General features: G+C 57.7%; 17 protein-coding genes. 8 read left to right on the top strand and 9 right to left on the bottom strand.

Annotated features, from left to right (window positions below):
- Nucleotides 1–2: 2 nt before the first annotated feature.
- The 6 genes from DSM3645_RS10135 to DSM3645_RS10110 form a co-directional block, all read right to left on the bottom strand.
- Nucleotides 3–326: a hypothetical protein gene (locus DSM3645_RS10135; protein WP_002652047.1), complete on the bottom strand. Its 324-nt coding sequence runs from the start codon at nucleotides 324–326 to the stop codon at nucleotides 3–5.
- 188 nt (nucleotides 327–514) lie between these two features.
- The gene (locus tag DSM3645_RS10130; RefSeq protein ID WP_002652046.1) at nucleotides 515–1,297 is read right to left on the bottom strand and encodes an MBL fold metallo-hydrolase; all 783 of its coding nucleotides are present in this window, start codon (nucleotides 1,295–1,297) and stop codon (nucleotides 515–517) included.
- A gap of 165 nt (nucleotides 1,298–1,462) precedes the next feature.
- The gene (locus DSM3645_RS10125; protein ID WP_002652045.1) at nucleotides 1,463–1,696 is read right to left on the bottom strand and encodes a hypothetical protein; all 234 of its coding nucleotides are present in this window, start codon (nucleotides 1,694–1,696) and stop codon (nucleotides 1,463–1,465) included.
- Between the two features lie 283 nt (nucleotides 1,697–1,979).
- The gene (locus DSM3645_RS10120) at nucleotides 1,980–2,864 is read right to left on the bottom strand and encodes an NAD(P)H-hydrate dehydratase (RefSeq protein WP_002652044.1); all 885 of its coding nucleotides are present in this window, start codon (nucleotides 2,862–2,864) and stop codon (nucleotides 1,980–1,982) included.
- A 17-nt stretch (nucleotides 2,865–2,881) separates the two neighbouring features.
- Entirely contained in the window at nucleotides 2,882–3,655 is a 774-nt protein-coding gene (gene larB / locus DSM3645_RS10115) for a nickel pincer cofactor biosynthesis protein LarB (protein WP_002652043.1), read from the bottom strand.
- A gap of 44 nt (nucleotides 3,656–3,699) precedes the next feature.
- Entirely contained in the window at nucleotides 3,700–5,028 is a 1,329-nt protein-coding gene (locus DSM3645_RS10110) for a hypothetical protein (RefSeq protein WP_002652042.1), read from the bottom strand.
- Nucleotides 5,029–5,314: 286 nt separating this feature from the next.
- Here DSM3645_RS10110 and DSM3645_RS10105 point away from each other — a divergent pair, with 286 nt between their 5' ends.
- From DSM3645_RS10105 to DSM3645_RS10075, 7 genes are all read left to right on the top strand, one after another.
- Nucleotides 5,315–6,265 (top strand): bifunctional riboflavin kinase/FAD synthetase, encoded by a 951-nt coding sequence (locus DSM3645_RS10105; RefSeq protein ID WP_002652041.1) that lies wholly within the window; start codon nucleotides 5,315–5,317, stop codon nucleotides 6,263–6,265.
- Nucleotides 6,266–6,282: 17 nt separating this feature from the next.
- Nucleotides 6,283–7,272, top strand: a complete 990-nt coding sequence (locus DSM3645_RS10100) for a DHH family phosphoesterase (protein ID WP_002652040.1) — start codon at nucleotides 6,283–6,285, stop codon at nucleotides 7,270–7,272.
- Between the two features lie 152 nt (nucleotides 7,273–7,424).
- Nucleotides 7,425–7,994, top strand: coding sequence for a QcrA and Rieske domain-containing protein (locus tag DSM3645_RS10095; RefSeq protein ID WP_002652039.1), 570 nt, complete (start codon nucleotides 7,425–7,427; stop codon nucleotides 7,992–7,994).
- Nucleotides 7,991–9,910 (top strand): cytochrome b N-terminal domain-containing protein, encoded by a 1,920-nt coding sequence (locus tag DSM3645_RS10090; protein ID WP_002652038.1) that lies wholly within the window; start codon nucleotides 7,991–7,993, stop codon nucleotides 9,908–9,910. The genes DSM3645_RS10095 and DSM3645_RS10090 overlap by 4 nt, the downstream gene beginning before the upstream one ends.
- A gap of 266 nt (nucleotides 9,911–10,176) precedes the next feature.
- Nucleotides 10,177–10,893 (top strand): hypothetical protein, encoded by a 717-nt coding sequence (locus DSM3645_RS10085; protein ID WP_002652037.1) that lies wholly within the window; start codon nucleotides 10,177–10,179, stop codon nucleotides 10,891–10,893.
- A gap of 254 nt (nucleotides 10,894–11,147) precedes the next feature.
- Entirely contained in the window at nucleotides 11,148–12,185 is a 1,038-nt protein-coding gene (locus DSM3645_RS28030) for a DUF1559 domain-containing protein (protein ID WP_002652036.1), read from the top strand.
- Between the two features lie 104 nt (nucleotides 12,186–12,289).
- Entirely contained in the window at nucleotides 12,290–12,688 is a 399-nt protein-coding gene (locus DSM3645_RS10075) for a hypothetical protein (RefSeq protein ID WP_002652035.1), read from the top strand.
- Nucleotides 12,689–12,980: 292 nt separating this feature from the next.
- On the opposite strand, the gene DSM3645_RS10070 is transcribed toward DSM3645_RS10075, so the two are convergent.
- Together DSM3645_RS10070 and trpD are read right to left on the bottom strand one after the other, a co-directional pair.
- Complete coding sequence (locus tag DSM3645_RS10070; RefSeq protein ID WP_261339712.1) at nucleotides 12,981–13,310, bottom strand: transposase; 330 nt, start codon at nucleotides 13,308–13,310, stop codon at nucleotides 12,981–12,983.
- 201 nt (nucleotides 13,311–13,511) lie between these two features.
- Nucleotides 13,512–14,534: an anthranilate phosphoribosyltransferase gene (trpD, locus tag DSM3645_RS10065; protein WP_002652032.1), complete on the bottom strand. Its 1,023-nt coding sequence runs from the start codon at nucleotides 14,532–14,534 to the stop codon at nucleotides 13,512–13,514.
- Nucleotides 14,535–14,735: 201 nt separating this feature from the next.
- Between trpD and DSM3645_RS10060 the strand changes: the two genes are divergently transcribed.
- Nucleotides 14,736–15,683 (top strand): nucleoside hydrolase, encoded by a 948-nt coding sequence (locus tag DSM3645_RS10060; protein ID WP_002652031.1) that lies wholly within the window; start codon nucleotides 14,736–14,738, stop codon nucleotides 15,681–15,683.
- A gap of 30 nt (nucleotides 15,684–15,713) precedes the next feature.
- Here DSM3645_RS10060 and DSM3645_RS10055 read toward each other — a convergent pair whose 3' ends face one another.
- A complete protein-coding gene (locus DSM3645_RS10055) occupies nucleotides 15,714–16,838 on the bottom strand; it encodes a S1C family serine protease (RefSeq protein ID WP_002652030.1) in 1,125 nt (374 codons plus the stop codon).
- Nucleotides 16,839–16,947: the final 109 nt, after the last annotated feature.

Genomic DNA, 16,947 nt, shown 5'->3' with positions numbered 1-16,947 from the left:
GATTAAAAGACGTCGAGCTCGAACTGATGGCCGTTGTGGTACAAGCGGCCGTTGGGGTAGTAGTTTTGCCACCCTTTGTTGTAGACCGGAATTCGCATTTCGGCCGGATAGCGATAGTACAGACTCTCGCTGCTGCGGTAGTAGTCTTCGCCGTAGAAGTTCTGCGGGTAGTAGACGTAGGGGTAGTGGTAAAACCGCTCCCAGTCATACGTGCCGTAAGTTCCGCCCCAAACGCGGCCAAAGGCGCGTTCGCCAGCGTCGGCCGATTGGGTCGCCGATAGCAATGCTGTCGCGACAATGAGTCCCAAGACGATGCGCTTCAACATCGTTTCCCCCCAAAAACTTTTAGTGCTTCCACGAAAACCGTAGCGCGGCCGACGGTCGACGACGGTTCCGCTGCTCTATCTTTCGGCTATCGAGGGAGACGTCGCTTAACGAAAATCCGCTAGAACCGTCACAATACGATCGAATTGTGTTGAGGCAGTCCTGGCGAGCGGGGGGATTCGCACTGCGACTACTGCGGCAGCTTGCCTTCGATGATCTCGTCTTCCCAATCATCCATCAGCGGCCAATCGACGGCGCAAGTGCCAAAATCGGCCATGTGCTGATACGACTCGAGACGCGCAATCGTCTTGTCGAGCAGCGCGTCATCTTTGCGGAAGATCGGTCCGTGACTGGGCAAGAGCCACTTTACGTCGCTCGCTCGAATCCGCTGCAGCGACTTGATGAACGCGGGAATGTCGCTGCCGTGATGCGCGTCAATCGCGCCGACGCAGCCGTCGCGATAGATGTTGTCGCCGGAGAAGAGCAAATCGCCCATCCGAAAACTTAGCTGGCTGTCGGTATGCCCCGGCGTGTGCCAGACTTCCAGCTTTAGCGTGCCGACCGTGATGACGTCGCCGTCGTTGACTTGATGCTCGATCTGAACCGGCGGCATCTCGAGATGGATGTTCTGCGCCGCGATTTCGGCGAAGGTGATCAGCTTGTCCCCTTGCTGGAGCGGCTCAACCGCCAAGGGATGCGACGTGATCGTCGTGCCGAGCGTTTGCTTCGCTTTGGCCAAACCTTGGATGTGATCAACGTCGGCATGCGTCGCGACCAACGTCTGGCAATGCGACAACGGAAAATCCAGCTGACGAATCAACTCGATGATCTCGTCGACCACTTCTTCGTAGCCGATGTCGATCAAAATCCATTGGTTGTCGGCAAAGATCAGATAAACATTGCAGCCCAACAAGTGGCCTGCCTGAAAGTTCATCTCGATCACATTCGGAAAAATCTCGCGCCGCGGCAGCATATCTGAGTCCTGACTATCACATCGTCGGGTAAGTTTCGATTTCTTCGATCTTACCTAGATCGACGCCAAAACGACAGTGACCGAACGGGCCGAGAGCCGTTTCTCCCCTATTTGAGATAGGGTCGCAAAACGAAAACCGGCATTTCGTCGCTGCGGGAAGTCCCCTTACGGAAGACGTTGCGTGATCATCCGCGCCAGATCGCGGGCATGGATCGTCTCGGGCTGCTGCCCCATTCGTTGCCAGATCAGATTGGCGTCTTCCCAATCCAAAGAGAGATCGTTGCGGTGCGCGAATTCACAAATCGAACCGAGGGCGGCTCGCTCGTTTTCGGCGGAAAAAGCCCAAATGTAAGTTTCGCCGTTTTTCTCGTAAACGACTGCATTCATCGTTTGATTCATAGCGCCATGTCCTCCCTGGCGTGAAAGCCGGTTCGCCTCTCTCGTATCTGACATTTCGGAAACATCAGCGGATCGATCCAGCGAATGTTTCAACGACTCCAGGTGACGGCGTCGGCGTCGCTCATATCCTTGAGCAACGCGACCTACGGTGAAATTCAAGTCGAAAGAAATCACAGTCGTCGCACTGGAAAGAATACTCCCGGCGCAGGCGCAATCCAAGCGCAATTTGCGTACGGCTTCCCACACCTAACCTGGGGGCAAACGCTACGATCGCTACGAACGTCTAACGTCGGCGGCGATGCTGTTGAAACGCAGCTTCTAGATAGTCCAGCAAATCCGAGGCGATCAGTCCGTCGCTGCCGATCGCTTTCGCCGCCAAGTCACCGGCCAAACCGTGCAGATAAACGCCGAGCTGCGCGGCCTCGAATGCGGGAATCCCTTGCCCTAACAGCGCTGCAATGACGCCGGTCAGTACGTCGCCGGCGCCGGCTGTCGCCATGCCGGGGTTACCGGTCTCATTGGAATAGACATGGTCGCCGTCGGTCACCGTGGTACGATGCCCCTTTAAAACGAGAACGACGCCGTTTTGTTTGGCCATGTCGGCGGCGACATCGGTCCAGCGTCCCTTGGGCAGCTCACGATTGTGGGCCAAACGGCGGAACTCGCCTGGGTGCGGCGTCAAAACGCGCGGTCCGCCTGGCGCAGCGAGCGGATTTTCACGCGATCCCAACGCGTTGATCGCATCGGCGTCGACCACCATCGGCGTGGTCAAATCGCAATAGAGATCTTTGATCAACAGATCGAGACCATGCGAGCGGCCAAGTCCGGGCCCCACCGCAACCACATCCGAAATACGGGCCGCTTTGGCGATTTCTGCTCGCGCGTGCATCGGCAACTGGCCGTTGCGATCTTCCGAAAGTCCGATCGTCATGCACGAAGCTTCGAACTGCGCGATCAGCGGTTGCAGACTTTTGGGCGCTGCGATCGTCGTCAGTCCTGCGCCGCAGCGGAGGGATGCGACGCCGGTCAAAGTGATGGAGCCTGACATGCCGGGCGAACCGCCGACAGCCAAAACGCGACCATAGTCCCCTTTGTGGCTGTTGGTCTTGCGCGGTTGCAAGCGAAGCAATGCGGGTCCAGCGTCGTCTTTGCGTTTAGTTCGGTCCATCCTTGAATTCCTTTGTCTTAGCGACGCCGACGCGTCGCAATGAGTCCTGCGTTATAGGCGGCTCGAAATCCGGCGTCGATGTTTACCACCGTGACGTTCGAGGCGCAACTGTTAAGCATCCCAAGCAGAGCGGCGACTCCGCCGAAACTAGCGCCGTAACCAACGCTAGTCGGAGTCGCAATCACGGGACAAGCAAGATAGCCGCCGACGACGCTCGGAAGCGCTCCTTCCATGCCGGCGACAACAATGACAGCGTCGCAATCGGCAAATTCGCCGATCCGTTCCGGTAAGCGATGAGGTCCGGCGACGCCGACATCATGAATCGTCGTCACATCGACGTTCATCCATATCAGCGTTTCCCGAGCTTCTTCGGCGACCGGCAAATCGCTGGAGCCGGCCGTAATCAATCCGACCTTCCCCAGCGGCTTCTGTTTTGCTTCGCCCAACCGAACCGTCCGTCCGATCGGGTTATAAATCGCGGTCGAAAACTCGGCCGAGAGAATCGCCCCTTTGTCGGCATCAATGCGCGTCGCCAGACACGATTCGCCTGACTGCAGCTGGCGTCGAAAGATCTCGACGATGGTTTCGGCCGACTTCCCTTCGCCATAGACGACTTCGGGGAATCCGCACCGCGCAGACCGATCCAGGTCAAGCGATGCGCCCGCGAGTTGAGCCGTCTTGGCAGCCGGCTGCGGCGTCGCCATTTGGGTGACTTGATCCATAAAATCAGGAAGCGAGACGCGTCCAGCTCGGAGCGACTTCGCTAGTTTTTCCATTTCGCTGCGGTTCATGGGAGCCATAATACCGCAGACGAGACTCCACGTTGAGGGCGGTATCAGGCGACACGCGGCTTCTCGGGCGTTTCCCCCGTGTCCTGCGAGCATTCCCACCCCAATTTTCCGAGCCAAACCGCGTAAAACAGCAAAAATCCGGTCGCCAAAACTCCGGCCGGCAACACCATGTACTTGGCGTATTTGTACTGTTCGCCCGAAAAATAATAGCCCAGAGCGCCCAAAACCAGGATGCCGAGCAAAACGCCCCCGGTCACGATGTAGAACAAAAGCCATTTGTGAAGTTTGCGTCCCATCGCCGCCAGGATCGCGCCGCTAAAGGGGACAATCGGGGAACCCGAATCGAGCAGCGCGAGATAGAAGTAGGGAAAGAGGAAAAAGCCCAAGATCCCCAGCGGCGCCGCGAGCCAAGGATTAACCATCGCCGCGACGAGCCCCGCCGGGGTCAGCGCCAAGATCAACGCGACGACAAAAAAGATCGTTTCCATGATTCGCTCAAAGATCGGGGTCTCGGGCCATTCCAATTGGCTCACGCCGCTCGCGATCGAGGTCGAAATGTTCATGAACGCGGACGCCAAAAAAACGAGCACGATCGCGCCGACTACCACCGTCATCGTGGTCAGCGCAAAACTATTGAAGTACGCGCCGAAGTCGGCGGCCCCCGAGCCGAGCGCGACGGCGTTGATCGCCATGTAAAAGACGACGGCGGTCGCTATCGCGATGACGATCCAACGCGTCAAAAATTGAATTTCGAGGAAAAATTTGACGTCGGTCGCAATCGCGTCCGCCGAAAGCGAAAGGGGATACTTCACGCGCGTCGAACGGGGATCGTAGTCTTCCGGCGTAAGACTTGCACGCTTGGTCTCCGGCGGGATGTCGGCGTCAAATTGCGCCGCCGCTCGTTCTTCCACCATTTTCCGGTAAGGCTTGTCTGACAGATTGGGACGTTCTTTTTCAGCGCGGGTTTGCCGCTCCGCTTCTTCAAAGTAACGTGCGGCCATCTGCTTCGAGGAAGTGTCGTCGTGGGTCGCTTCCTTCAAGCTGTAGATGTCGTCATCCGACATCTCGACTTGTTTGGCCGGCGCCTTCTTCGCCGCCAGCTTGGCGACAAACGCCGTTTGACAGTCAGGACACATCACGCGTTTGCCGAGGTCGCGCGATTGAATCGTGACGCGGGTATTGCAGACCGGACAGACGACCGATTCGGTTGGCTCCTTGTCTTTCGCGCCGCTGCGGATCACGCCGACGTCGCCCGGCTTGGGAACGCGCATCGATTGTTCGCAGTGCGGACAGACAAACGCCTCGCCGGAGGCCGAAGCGGCCGCTTGCAGTTGGGCGTTGCACGATTTACAGGCGAATTTCAAGATTTCCATAGCTTGTCTCGACGTCGCGCCTTCTACTGCCGGATAAAAGTGGTTCGCTCTACAGTATCGAGCGAGGGCCATTACTCAAGTCTACTGCTGTCGATTGGATGCGGCGAATCGCCGGTTCGAGATAAATCTTAAGCCAATCACGCATTTCCGTCTTTTATTCGCGCCAAACTGCGCCATATTTCATAGAAACATCGCCGGAACCTGCGAAGTCGCTTGTCGAAAGCGGTAAGACCAACAAAAATAAGCAGTTTCGTCGAACATCCCCCCATTCAAGTTAGGGAGCCGCGTGCGACTGTTGCACGACTTGGAGCATGTCCCCCCAGAGGTTTTGGGCGGCGCGCTTACCATCGGAAATTTTGACGGCGTCCATTTAGGGCATGCCCGGATCGTGGAATCGATACGCCGTCAAGCGCGCGCCGTGCATGGTCCGACGGTGGTCTTCACGTTTGATCCGCATCCGGTTCGCTTGCTGCGTCCTGATCAAACGCCGCCGCCGCTCACCTGGACGCGTCGCAAAGCGCAGCTGCTTGCGCAACTGGGAGTGGATGCGATGATCGCCTATCCGACCAATCGGGCGCTGTTGGAACTCTCGGCCGAAGCCTTCTTCCAACAGATCGTCGTTGACCAATTACAAGCCAAAGCGATGGTCGAAGGCCCCAACTTTTACTTTGGTCGAAATCGCCAAGGAAACACGGCGCTGTTGGGTCAGCTTTGCCGACAACACCAGATGGCGCTCGAAATCGTCGAACCGATGCAACTCGCCGGTCATGACGAGATCATTTCGAGCAGTCGCGTCCGTCAGGCGATCGCCGGCGGCGATGTCGAGGCCGCGCGCCGCATGTTGACCGAACCTTATCGCCTGCGCGGGATGGTGACGCATGGCGCCGGACGGGGCGGATCCCTTGGTTTCGCGACGGCCAACCTCGAAGCGATCGACACCATCATTCCCGCCCACGGCGTCTACGCCGGCTATGTCGTTCGCCAAGAGCTGACGCACGCCGCAGCGATTCATATTGGGCCGAACCCGACGTTTGGCGAAGGTCAGGCCAAGGTCGAAGCGCATCTGATTGATTTTGCCGGTTCGCTGTATGGCGAACCGTTAGAGTTGGCCTTTCTGGCGCGGTTGCGTGACGTTCATACATTTAACGACGTACAGCAACTGACCAGTCAGATTCACCAAGATGTCGAAGCCGTAAAACTTTCTTACAGCGATTGGCTGACGCCGCGCGTCGCCTGAGGATCGAGATAGCAACCATGAGCATTGACTGGAAACGACTAGCCGCCGCCATCGCGCCTTATCAGCGATTTCTTCTGACTAGCCACGTTCGCCCTGATTGCGATGCGCTGGGCAGCGAACTCGCGATGGCCGCACTGCTGCGCCAGTTGGGAAAAGAAGCGACGATCGTCAATGCTTCCGAAACGCCTCCGCATCTCGCGTTCATCGATCCGACCAACGAAGTCCGCGTGCTCGGTCGCGACGTCACCGCCGCGGCGCTGGTCGGCACGTTTGACGCTTTCATGGTGCTGGATACCGGTGCGTGGATCCAATTGGCCGAAATGGGGGAAGTGTTGAAAGCCTTCGTCGGACCGAAGTTCGTGCTCGATCACCATGTGAGCGAAGATGATCTAGGCGCTGAAGTCTTTAAAGACTCCACTTCCGAAGCGACGGGACGACTGGTCTACGAAGCGGCTCAAGCGTGGGGGCTTTCGCTCGCGCCGCAGACCGCGTCGCAACTGTTCACGGCGATCGCGACCGACACCGGTTGGTTTCGCTTCGGCTCGGTCACCAGCGGCACCTATCGCGCTATCGCCGGCCTGATGGAAGCCGGCGCATCGCCGCCGGCCGTGTATGCGGATCTGTACGAACGGGATCGATTGGCGCGGGTTCTATTGCGCGGACGCATCTTGGCGAAGGTCGCCGTGACCGACAGCGGACGTTTGGCGTACAGCACCGCCAAGCTGGAAGATTTTCAAGCGACGGATTCGACAACCAGCGATACCGAAGACGCGATCAACATGATGCTCGTCATTCAAGGCGTGAAAGCGGCGGTGCTGTTTATTGAACTGCCAGACGGCGGCATCAAAGCCAGTTTCCGCAGTCGCTCCACGTTAGATGTTTCGCAAATCGCCGGCCAGTTTGGTGGAGGCGGTCACAAGGCGGCGGCCGGCGCTACGCTCTCGACGACACTTTCTGAAGCGATCACGGTTGTTCTTGACGCCATGGAAAACGGCATGAGACAATAGGGGACGACTCGATACGCGTCAACCTTCTGTTTGACGACGCCGATTGCGTCGTCACCTCCTCCTAAAAACGCCTGAAATCAGGCCGTTTTCGCGATAGTTGCTACGCTTGATGGCCTTAGTCTTGCATTTGCTTTGACGCACAGGTACCCGTCATGACGCACGAAACTGATCCGTCTCTTCCTGACGAGCGGCGCAGTTTTTTGACAAAAGCAGCGGCCATAATCATCGGTGGTTTTGTCGGTTTTGTGCCCTTCGCCGCCGGCTTGGCGACCTTTCTCGATCCGGTCTTTCGCAAGTCGAACGCCAGCAAGTTACTCAAGATCGCGGCGCTCGATTCGCTGCCCGCCGATGGCGTGCCGCGACAGTTTCCGGTGGTCAGCGATCAGACCGACGCTTGGAACCAAAATCGCAATCAACCGATCGGCGCCGTTTATCTGCGTCGCATGCCTGACAGCGAAACGATTGAAGCGTTCAACGCCGCTTGTCCCCATGCCGGCTGTGCGGTCGACTTCAAACCAAGCGCCGGCGAAGCAGGCCTGTTTCAGTGCCCTTGCCATAAGAGCGAATTCAATCCTGATGGCGTTCGCTTGGATCCGGAGACTTGCCCCAGTCCGCGTGATCTCGATCCCTTGCCGGTCGACGCCGAAAAGCTAAAGCAAGGCGAAGTCTGGGTCGAGTTCATGAACTTTCAGACCGGACCAGCGCGAAAGCCGATTACATGAACCGCCTCTGGGAATGGCTCGACGACCGGACCGGTTACAAGCATCTGGTCAACGAAGCGCTTTACGAACATATCCCCGGCGGTTCGCGGTGGCGCTATGTCTGGGGAAGCACGCTGGTATTCGCCTTTGTGGTGCAGATGATCACCGGAACCTTTTTGTGGATGGCCTACAGCGCCAACTCGAAAGGCGCGTGGGAAAGCGTTTACTACATCCAATACGAAATGCAGGGAGGCTGGATCCTCCGCGGCCTGCATCACTTCATGGCCCAAGCGATGATCGTGCTGCTGGCGCTTCACTTTCTGCAAGTGGTGATCGACGGCGCCTACAAAGCGCCGCGCGAGTTCAACTTTTGGACCGGCTTGATCTTGATGAAAATCGTGCTCGGTTTGTCGCTGACCGGCTACTTGCTGCCGTGGGATCAAAAAGGTTACTGGGCGACCAAGGTCGCGACCACGCTAATGGGCCTGATTCCTGCCATCGGCGGAGATTTGCAAAAAGTAGTCGTCGGCGGAACCGACTATGGTCACGCGACTTTGACCCGCTTCTTTGCGCTGCATGCCGGCGTACTACCAGGCCTGCTGCTGGTCTTCCTCGGCATTCACTTGTATTTCTTCCGCCGAGCCGGCATTCATGCCGTCGGCGCTGACAAACGAGCGGCCGCTTATTTCTGGCCCGATCAAGTGCTGAAAGACGCTGTCGCTTGCCTGGCCGTATTGGCCGTCGTGATGCTGTTTGTCGTCAAGGGTTTTATGTTCCCGCCCCAGCAGCACGTCCCCGGCGTCCCGGTCGAAGCGTACTTCGGCGCCGAGTTGGGCGCCCCCGCCGACCCGGCCAACAGCTACGCGGCCGCGCGTCCGGAGTGGTATTTTTTATTCCTGTTTCAGTTCCTGAAATTGAAGACCTTTGCTGGTCACAACGAAATTTACGGCGCGATCATCATCCCCGGCCTGGTGATGGGCTTGCTGTTTTTGATGCCTTTTATCGGCCGCTGGAAATTGGGACATAGGTTTAACGTCGCGTTGGTTTTGGGTATCCTGCTTGGCGCCGGATCACTGACCTTTATGGCGCTGCGTGAAGATTGGAGCGACGCAGGTTATAAAGCGGCGGTTGCCGACGCTCATGTTCAATCGCTGCGCGCGGTGCAACTCGCCCAGCAAGGGATACCGGACGGCGGAGCGATCTCGCTGATGCGGAACGACCCTAAGACGCAAGGTCCGATCTTGTTCGCACGGCATTGCGGCAGCTGCCATGCGCACCAACCGGTCGAAGGTTTGCTTGCGGCCGATCCGCTCTTTGCGGCGACTAAACCGCCAGAGCCAGCTTCGGCGCCCAATCTGTATAAGTTTGGAACGACCGAGTGGATGACGGCCTTCCTGGATCCCCATACGCAAATGTTGGCCACAGCGGATGGCGAAGCGGAAGTCGCGCCGATCAACAGCCTGACCTTCTTTGGCGGCACGGCCCATGTCGAGGGTGAAATGGCCGGCTACGTGACTGACACGATCGGTGACGAAGCGGAGTGGACGCCCGATCAAATCGAAGCGGTCGTGATGGCGCTGGCCAATGAAAGCGGCGTGGAGTCGCCTGATCAACTAGACGCCGACCAAATCGCCGCCGGCCGCGTGTTGTTGCAAGACGGCAATCGCTGCGCAATGTGTCACAAGTTTCACACCGAGAACGACGCCGCCTATGCTCCCGACTTAACCGGCTACGCTTCCCGCAAATGGCTGCTCGAGTTCATCAGCAATCCCGCGGCCGAGAAATTCTATGGCGACAACAACGACCGGATGCCGTCGTTCTACATCGATCCCCACCAACCGCTGGCGAACCGGATCCAGAAGAGAGAGTTGGAGTTAATCGTTGACTGGATTGCCGCTGACTGGTACGAACCGGAAGCGGTTCTCGAGTCGCAATAGCGCCGCCGAAATGCCCCTAGCACCGAATGATTGAGATTACGATCTCTGAAGCCGCGGACGCCCCTTGGATCGCGTCTTAGAAAGAATCCAACCGGCCAGAAGCAGTCGCTAGCGGTGAAGGCGCCGCGTAGGTTCGCTTTACCGGAGAAACCGGCAGAATCGTTCGAGTCAAGCGTCGCCGCTAGCCGATTCAAGGGAAGACGCCCTTCACGGCGCGGCGAGCGATTGCTAGCCGTCCATTGGTCTCTTTGCGAATCCGGCTCCCTATGTGGTGCGAACACTGCCGCCAAGACGTGACTGCGATTGCCGCAGCGGATGATGCGCGCATCGTCTGCGGGCGTTGTCAGCAAACGTTAGAAGCGAAGTCGGACGAACCTCCGTCGCTGCGGATCGACGCGATGCGGCTACAGGAAGATCTGCAAACGATTGACCGCATCGTCGCTATGATGGGACGCGACGCGGCCCCAGACCGTAAGCTAACGCCCAACTCCCCTCCCCTGCCCCGAGAAACTCCGCCGCGCGAAGCCCAGCGGCCCCGCTCGCCTGCGGCGCCCCCGCAACGCAAGTTGAAAGGGCTACGCACGCCGATCTTTTCGTGGCTCGCGACTTCGGTCGGTTCGATCACGCTCGTTTGCGGGCTCGTCTTACTTGGCTGGGCGATGTTTGACCCGCGCCCCGCCTTGGCGACCGTCGGATTACCTTTGGCCCTGTTGGGACTCGCCGGGATGCTGGTGGGATTGGTCTTTCAGCTCGATAACGTCTCGCAACATAATCGTCGCCTACATCGTCATCTGATGGCAGTAGAAGACGAACTGGAAGATCTCAAAGCAACCACAAAGTTAGCGGGTAGCTCGCACGCGTCGCCTGGCCAAAACTTCTATCTGCACATGGTCGAAGGCGCGAGCCCCCATGTGTTGCTGGCGGACGTGAAAGGCCAGCTAGATCTCTTGGCGACGCAGATGGCTGGGGAACGACGACGGTAGGCTGCCCCTCTTCGTAGGCCGACGCACGAGCGACGGAAATACGTTCGCTAACGAACTTCCGGCTGGAAGTGTCGAAACCTGGGAACTACTGCGCCAACTCTTTGTCTACCCACCTAAATCGGCCACGCACCCCTCTAGCAACATTATTGCACCCCCCAAGTTAAGCAATTAGAATGGCGATGCTCAACCGTTTTCTTCTTAAAATGCTTAATTGTTTCGCTTTCCATACAATGCCCCTAGCCGGAGCCCTCTGCATGCAAACGTCCAAGCTTTCACGACGTGGTTTTACCCTCGTCGAACTGTTAGTGGTGATCGCGATCATTGGCGTCTTGATTGCACTCTTACTTCCAGCCGTACAGCAGGCTCGCGAGGCTGCACGACGGATGCAGTGCACGAACAATTTGAAGCAAATGGGGCTGGCGGTTCATAACTTCGCCGACACGCAGAACGGCTTGCCTCCCTCGACGATTGGGTATAACTCAAGCGCCGAAGGTAGTCAGGCCCGCGCGTCGTTCTTTATTTTGATCCTGCCCTATCTGGAACAAAACGCCGCGTACGATTTCATCTCCAGCAAGACGAACAATTTGTCAGGCTTGGTGACCAATGCGGCATTTTGGAATACGCTTTCCACTTCCGAGCGGGAATCACTCACTTTCTCTCCTTACTTTTGCCCGTCACGCCGTAGCGATGCGACGGTCATGGATGATGGACCGACTACGTATGCTGCGGAAAGCGTCCATGGTCCCCGCGGCGATTATGCAATTGTGCAAGGGCGCGACACGCGTCATTGGGCCAATTGGCTGATGAATGATCAGGAGTCATCCGCCTCGTCCCAAATGGGCCCGATTCGCGCAGCGCGCTGGTCGCCAACGGTCGCATCGTGGCGCCCTCGCGATACGTTCGCCAGATGGCAAGACGGCACGAGTAACCAAATCGTCGTCGGAGAGAAGCATATCCAGAAAGATGATCTCAACATCTGCTCCACCAATGCCGGCACCACCGAGCAACGACAGGAACAATCGGACTGTTCGATCATCTCGTTGGGCGACTGGACCACGATGCCGTCCGGTCGATCTTTTAACGCCGGCATCGCCCGCAGCCCCAACGATCCCGTATCGTTTAACGAGGATGGCGCTCACTGGGGAAGCAGCCATCCCGGCGTCTGCAACTTTCTGTTCGGCGACGGGTCGGTTCGTCCACTGTCGGTGACCATTCCGACCGGCAACGGCTCCAGCTTCTTGCTGTCGCAATTGGGCAACGTTGCGGATGGCAATGTGACCGTTATTCCGTAGTACAGACGTCGTTCGGTTCGCGGCGCGTCGCAAACGTCGCGTTCCGCGAGTCGGCGCATAGGTATCTGATCCCGGCGATACATTGGGTGACAAGGATTGAGACGATGAAACTAGCGACGCTCCTTTTGTTTTCCACTCTCTTCATCGGCGTTAGCGGCTGTCGCAGCGAATTCAATTCGCTGCACGGAACGGTGAAGTACGAAGATGGAACGCCGGTTGATCACGGCATGGTCTGCTTTCTCAAAGAAGGATTTCTGGCGAAAGGGGTCATCGAATCGGATGGCGCGTTTGTCGTTGGCTCGCTGAGAGCCGACGATGGCCTGCCGGAGGGAACTTACCAGGTCTACATCGATGGCGCGGTGGTCGAAGATCTCAAAGCGCCGACCGGCGTCCGGTCGATCGTCCCGCAGGAAATGACAAATCCTGAAAAGTCGGGCCTGATGTTCGAGGTTCCCGGCGATGGGCGCACGCTGGATATTGTGGTCGCGAAACCGAAACGGTAGAGAGCGTTAAAAGAAGATGCGCCTCGTTCGCTGTTCGACGACTTCGCTCGGCAGACGGACCTAGGACTGAGAGCCAATTCTTGTCGACCGACGTGAAACGCCAGTTGGATCTACTGGCGACTCAGATGGCGGGCGATCAACGACGGTAGGTCATTTCGCGTGTTTTGCAAAATTCTTCAGCCCCAACAGGGGCGGCGCTAAAGCAGCCCAGGGTAAGTCCGCCGCAGGCGACGCAGCCCTGGAACTACCTGGTCGGATTTACCCGAGCCCCAACAGGGCGATCTAAAACATTTCAATCCCAAGCAAAACGCTCATCTAAGACCACGCCATGTCGCGGGCAAAGCGTGCGAAATTCGGTCTGAAAATCAAACCGCTGATGATATTCTTCTTGCTGGCGGATGTATTCTACGACATCGGAAACCTTGGATTCGCTGACCGAAAACGCGCCGTATCGGGCCTGCCAATAGAAGTCGTGATACGACGGACCTTTCGTCTTTAGGCATTTGGATGACGATGACTTCACGTTGATCACTACATCAGCAAGTGTCATCGTCCGCGAAAGGCGAAAGAGCAAATGGACGTGATCTCTGGATCTAAACTTACGTCTATACGTGCTTGCAATTTTGCCAAATGTTCATCAAGCAGTTCGAAGAGCCCACTCAAGAAATCGAGTTCAAAGTCGCAAAAACGATCATCGCATTTAACGTACATGAGCCCGCCCGTTTTATGAATTCTCGTCCCGAACATCGTTGGACAAACAGTTTCCCGAAATAGTTCGCTGCATCAGATCTCCGCAAAATCCGTTAACTTCTAAATCGATACTCTAGAATTTCGAGACCTGATGCGACAACTTGGCCAACTGCTCCAACTTCCGCTGCGCCGCACCGTTGTCGATCGCTTCTGCGGCCATCGCGGCCGCTTCGTCGGGGCTCGCCGCTTTCTCGGCGGTCCAGATCGCCGCGGCGGCGTTGAGCACGACGATATCGCGGGCTGGGCAGTTTTCTTTTTCCAACACGCGGCGGATCATCGCGGCGCTTTCGGCGGGGCCGTTGACCAGCATTGAATCGAGTCCGTTGGGCGTTACTCCAAAATCAACAGGGCTCCAATCCCAGCGCTGCAGCTGATCGTCGGCCGCCAGCGTTACATGCGTTTTGCCGGTCAGCGTGACTTCGTCCAGCCCATCTTCGCCGGTCACGAGCACCGCGCGGCGAACGCCCAGCTTTAACACCGCGGCGGCCATCAAGTCGCGCATGCCGGGTCTGCCGACTCCCAACAGCTGATACTGAGCGGCGGCGGGATTGCAAAGCGGACCCAGCAGATTGAAGATCGTCGGCACGCCTAGGCTCTTGCGCACGGCCGACACGTGCCGCATCGACTGATGCGCAAGGGGCGCAAAACAGAAGCAGATGCCGATCTCGTTTAGGCAATGCTCGATCTGGAGAACGCTCGCTTCGATATTGACGCCGAGCTGCGCCAACACGTCGGCGCTGCCGGTCTTGCTAGTGACGCTGCGGTTACCATGTTTGGCGACCGGAACTCCGGCGGCCGCGGTGATGATGGCCGCCGCAGTGCTGATGTTGAACGTCCCGCTCCCGTCCCCTCCGGTGCCGCAAGTGTCGATCACATCGGTCCGATCGGTGCGGATGGCCGCCATGTTGCGACGCATCGCGATCGCGGCGCCTGCGAGTTCGTCGACGGCCGGCCCTTTGGCGTTGATCGCGAGCAACAGCCGAGCGATCTGTTCATCGGGCCAGGCGCCTTGCATGATTTGATCGATTGCCGCTGACATTTGGTCGAGCGACAGATCGCGGCCTGCGTCTAATTTTCCCCAGATGGCGTCGTCCACGTTTTAATTCCTTGCCAAACAATTGGTTGCCGGCTGATTTTACCGAGACTCGCGGTCCGCTCCCACCCGCGTCCGACTGCACGTAGCGGCGGCCATTTGATATAAATAGAGGGGGCAAGCCTTGATGTAGCGAGACAAGATAGTCTTGCGAGGCGAGATTCACGCTATAACCACCGCTGCGAGCGAGGTCGAAGATCGACTATGGCCAGGAAGGTTATCATTGATTGCGATCCAGGGATCGACGATGCTGTCGCCCTGATGGTCGCTCTGTTCGACGCTGAATTGGACGTAGTCGCGGTAACCTCCACCGCCGGAAACGTCCCAGCCGATCAGGCGGGCCGCAATCTGCAAGGGTTGATCGAACGGCTCGATCCGCCGCGCCGTCCGCGAATTGGGGTTGGATCTGGCCCCAGCTCGGCGCCACCGGTCGACGGCACCGAGCTAAACGGCTCGGACGGACTTGCCAACCTTCAGCTGGTCGTCTCGTCGCTGCATCAACGGCACCCGGCCGAAAAATTAATCTGCGATGAGATCCGCGCCGCGCCTGAAGAAGTGACGATCGTCGCTTTGGGCCCGATGACCAACATCGCCCGGGCGCTGCAGCGCGACCCGACAATCGCTTCCCAGATTGGCCGCATTGTCATCATGGGGGGAGCGATCAATTGCGTCGGCAGCGTTACGCCGGCCGCCGAATTTAATTGCCACTTTGACGCGATGGCGGCTCGAACCGTCTTCAAGTCGCGCACGACAAAGACGTTGATCCCGCTGGATGTGACCCGGCAAGCGGCCTTTGGGCTCGACCTGCTGGATCAGTTGCCCAATCTTGAATCGTCGCCGGCATCTCAACTGCTGCATCAACTATTGCCGTTCGTCTATCGCAGCCACCGACAAGTACTGGGAATCGAAGGGATCTTTTTGCACGATGCGATCGCTCTGGCGGCGGTGCTGCATCCCGAAATGTTCGAGATGGAAGAAATGGCCGGCGACGTCGAAACGAGCGGCGAAATCACGTTGGGCGCGACGATTTTCGATCGCCGCGAACATCGCAGTTGGGCCACCAACATGGAAGTCGCCACCAAAATCAACGTCCCACAAGTACAAGATTGCCTGGTGCAGGGATTACGCGCCGCAATTCGCGGTGCTCGCTAGCGCCGCACAACGCAATTTTTGTCCGCTTTCCTAAGGTTTTAGCGTCGCATCGCGGACCGCGAGTTCCAATTTCACCACGGTCAACACGCCGCCGCGATAGAGTTCGACCGGCAGCTTGATGTTCAGCGGCGACAGACTGACGACGTTGACCAAATGCGAGTCATCGTCGATCTCTTGATTGTTGAAGCGAATAATCACGTCCCCCACCAAGATGCCGGCCTCAGCAGCCGGCGAATCGGGGGTTACGCCGTTGACGCGGGTTCCTTTCGCCATCGGCAGGCCTAGTTTCTCAGCTACTTTGCTGTCGTACTGCGAATCGAGTACGACTCCGAGAAAGGCGCGAGAAACTTTGCCGTCGTCGATCATCTGCCGAGCGATGTTCAGGGCTGAGTTGATCGGAATCGTAAATCCAATCCCGTCGTTGCCGCCCGAGTTGCTGGCGATCGCCGTATTGATGCCGATCACTTCCCCCCGCAGATTGAGCAGCGGACCACCGCTGTTGCCGGGGTTGATCGCCGCGTCGGTCTGCATGAAGTTCTGAAACTTCAAACCTTGGCGGCCCAGTTGCAAATCACGGCGCCCTTTGGCGCTGATGATGCCGTAGGTGACCGATTGACTGAGTCCAAACGGACTGCCGACCGCCAAGACAAACTCGCCGATCTCGACTGTCGAACTGTCGCCGATTTGCCCCGGAATCAACCGATCCGCCGAAATCGCCATGACGGCGACATCGGTCTCGCGATCGGTCCAAACCTGAGAAGGTCGCAAGATGCGGCCGTCGTCGAGATGGATTTTGATGTCTTGATTGGCAGCTTGGCTGATGACATGGCGGTTGGTCAGCACATAGTTTTTGTCATGGTGGCGAATGATCACGCCAGAGCCTGCTTCGTCGACAACGTTACCGCCGTAAGCGAGCGATTCCCCTTCTTTTTTGCGGGCTTCAATATGTACGACCGACGGTCGTACATAGCGGCATACCTTTTTCAACAAGTTGCCGTGCGCTTCGAGCTGGGCCACTTCGGCCAAGATATCTTCACGCAGTTGTTGGCGCGGCGAGACTGCTTCTTCTTGGCCCCAAACCGTCCCTGCGAGAGTTACGCTGAGCAATGACAACGCGATGACCGCGAATGAGATTTTGGATTTACGCGTGTTCATATCGCTGTCCTACGCAGGAATCGCCAAATGGGAGCATCTTCGACGAATTCTAGGCTGTCTTAGGACGAACGCAAGTCTGAACTGCACGGCGAACTTGCCGCAAAGCCCA

It is taken from the genome of Blastopirellula marina DSM 3645 (assembly GCF_000153105.1).
Taxonomy (GTDB): Bacteria; Planctomycetota; Planctomycetia; order Pirellulales; family Pirellulaceae; genus Blastopirellula; species Blastopirellula marina.
This window is presented reverse-complemented; position numbering and strand designations above follow the sequence as displayed.

Excerpts from the sequence above, each read along its gene's own strand:
- DSM3645_RS10135 (WP_002652047.1), bottom strand. The coding sequence starts at position 326 with ATGTTGAAGCGCATCGTCTTGGGACTCATTGTCGCGACAGCATTGCTA.
- DSM3645_RS10130 (WP_002652046.1), bottom strand. The coding sequence starts at position 1,297 with ATGCTGCCGCGGCGCGAGATTTTTCCGAATGTGATCGAGATGAACTTT.
- DSM3645_RS10125 (WP_002652045.1), bottom strand. The coding sequence starts at position 1,696 with ATGAATCAAACGATGAATGCAGTCGTTTACGAGAAAAACGGCGAAACT.
- DSM3645_RS10120 (WP_002652044.1), bottom strand. The coding sequence starts at position 2,864 with ATGGACCGAACTAAACGCAAAGACGACGCTGGACCCGCATTGCTTCGC.
- larB (WP_002652043.1), bottom strand. The coding sequence starts at position 3,655 with ATGAACCGCAGCGAAATGGAAAAACTAGCGAAGTCGCTCCGAGCTGGA.
- DSM3645_RS10110 (WP_002652042.1), bottom strand. The coding sequence starts at position 5,028 with ATGGAAATCTTGAAATTCGCCTGTAAATCGTGCAACGCCCAACTGCAA.
- DSM3645_RS10100 (WP_002652040.1), top strand. The coding sequence starts at position 6,283 with ATGAGCATTGACTGGAAACGACTAGCCGCCGCCATCGCGCCTTATCAG.
- DSM3645_RS10095 (WP_002652039.1), top strand. The coding sequence starts at position 7,425 with ATGACGCACGAAACTGATCCGTCTCTTCCTGACGAGCGGCGCAGTTTT.
- DSM3645_RS10090 (WP_002652038.1), top strand. The coding sequence starts at position 7,991 with ATGAACCGCCTCTGGGAATGGCTCGACGACCGGACCGGTTACAAGCAT.
- DSM3645_RS10085 (WP_002652037.1), top strand. The coding sequence starts at position 10,177 with ATGTGGTGCGAACACTGCCGCCAAGACGTGACTGCGATTGCCGCAGCG.
- DSM3645_RS28030 (WP_002652036.1), top strand. The coding sequence starts at position 11,148 with ATGCAAACGTCCAAGCTTTCACGACGTGGTTTTACCCTCGTCGAACTG.
- DSM3645_RS10075 (WP_002652035.1), top strand. The coding sequence starts at position 12,290 with ATGAAACTAGCGACGCTCCTTTTGTTTTCCACTCTCTTCATCGGCGTT.
- DSM3645_RS10060 (WP_002652031.1), top strand. The coding sequence starts at position 14,736 with ATGGCCAGGAAGGTTATCATTGATTGCGATCCAGGGATCGACGATGCT.
- DSM3645_RS10055 (WP_002652030.1), bottom strand. The coding sequence starts at position 16,838 with ATGAACACGCGTAAATCCAAAATCTCATTCGCGGTCATCGCGTTGTCA.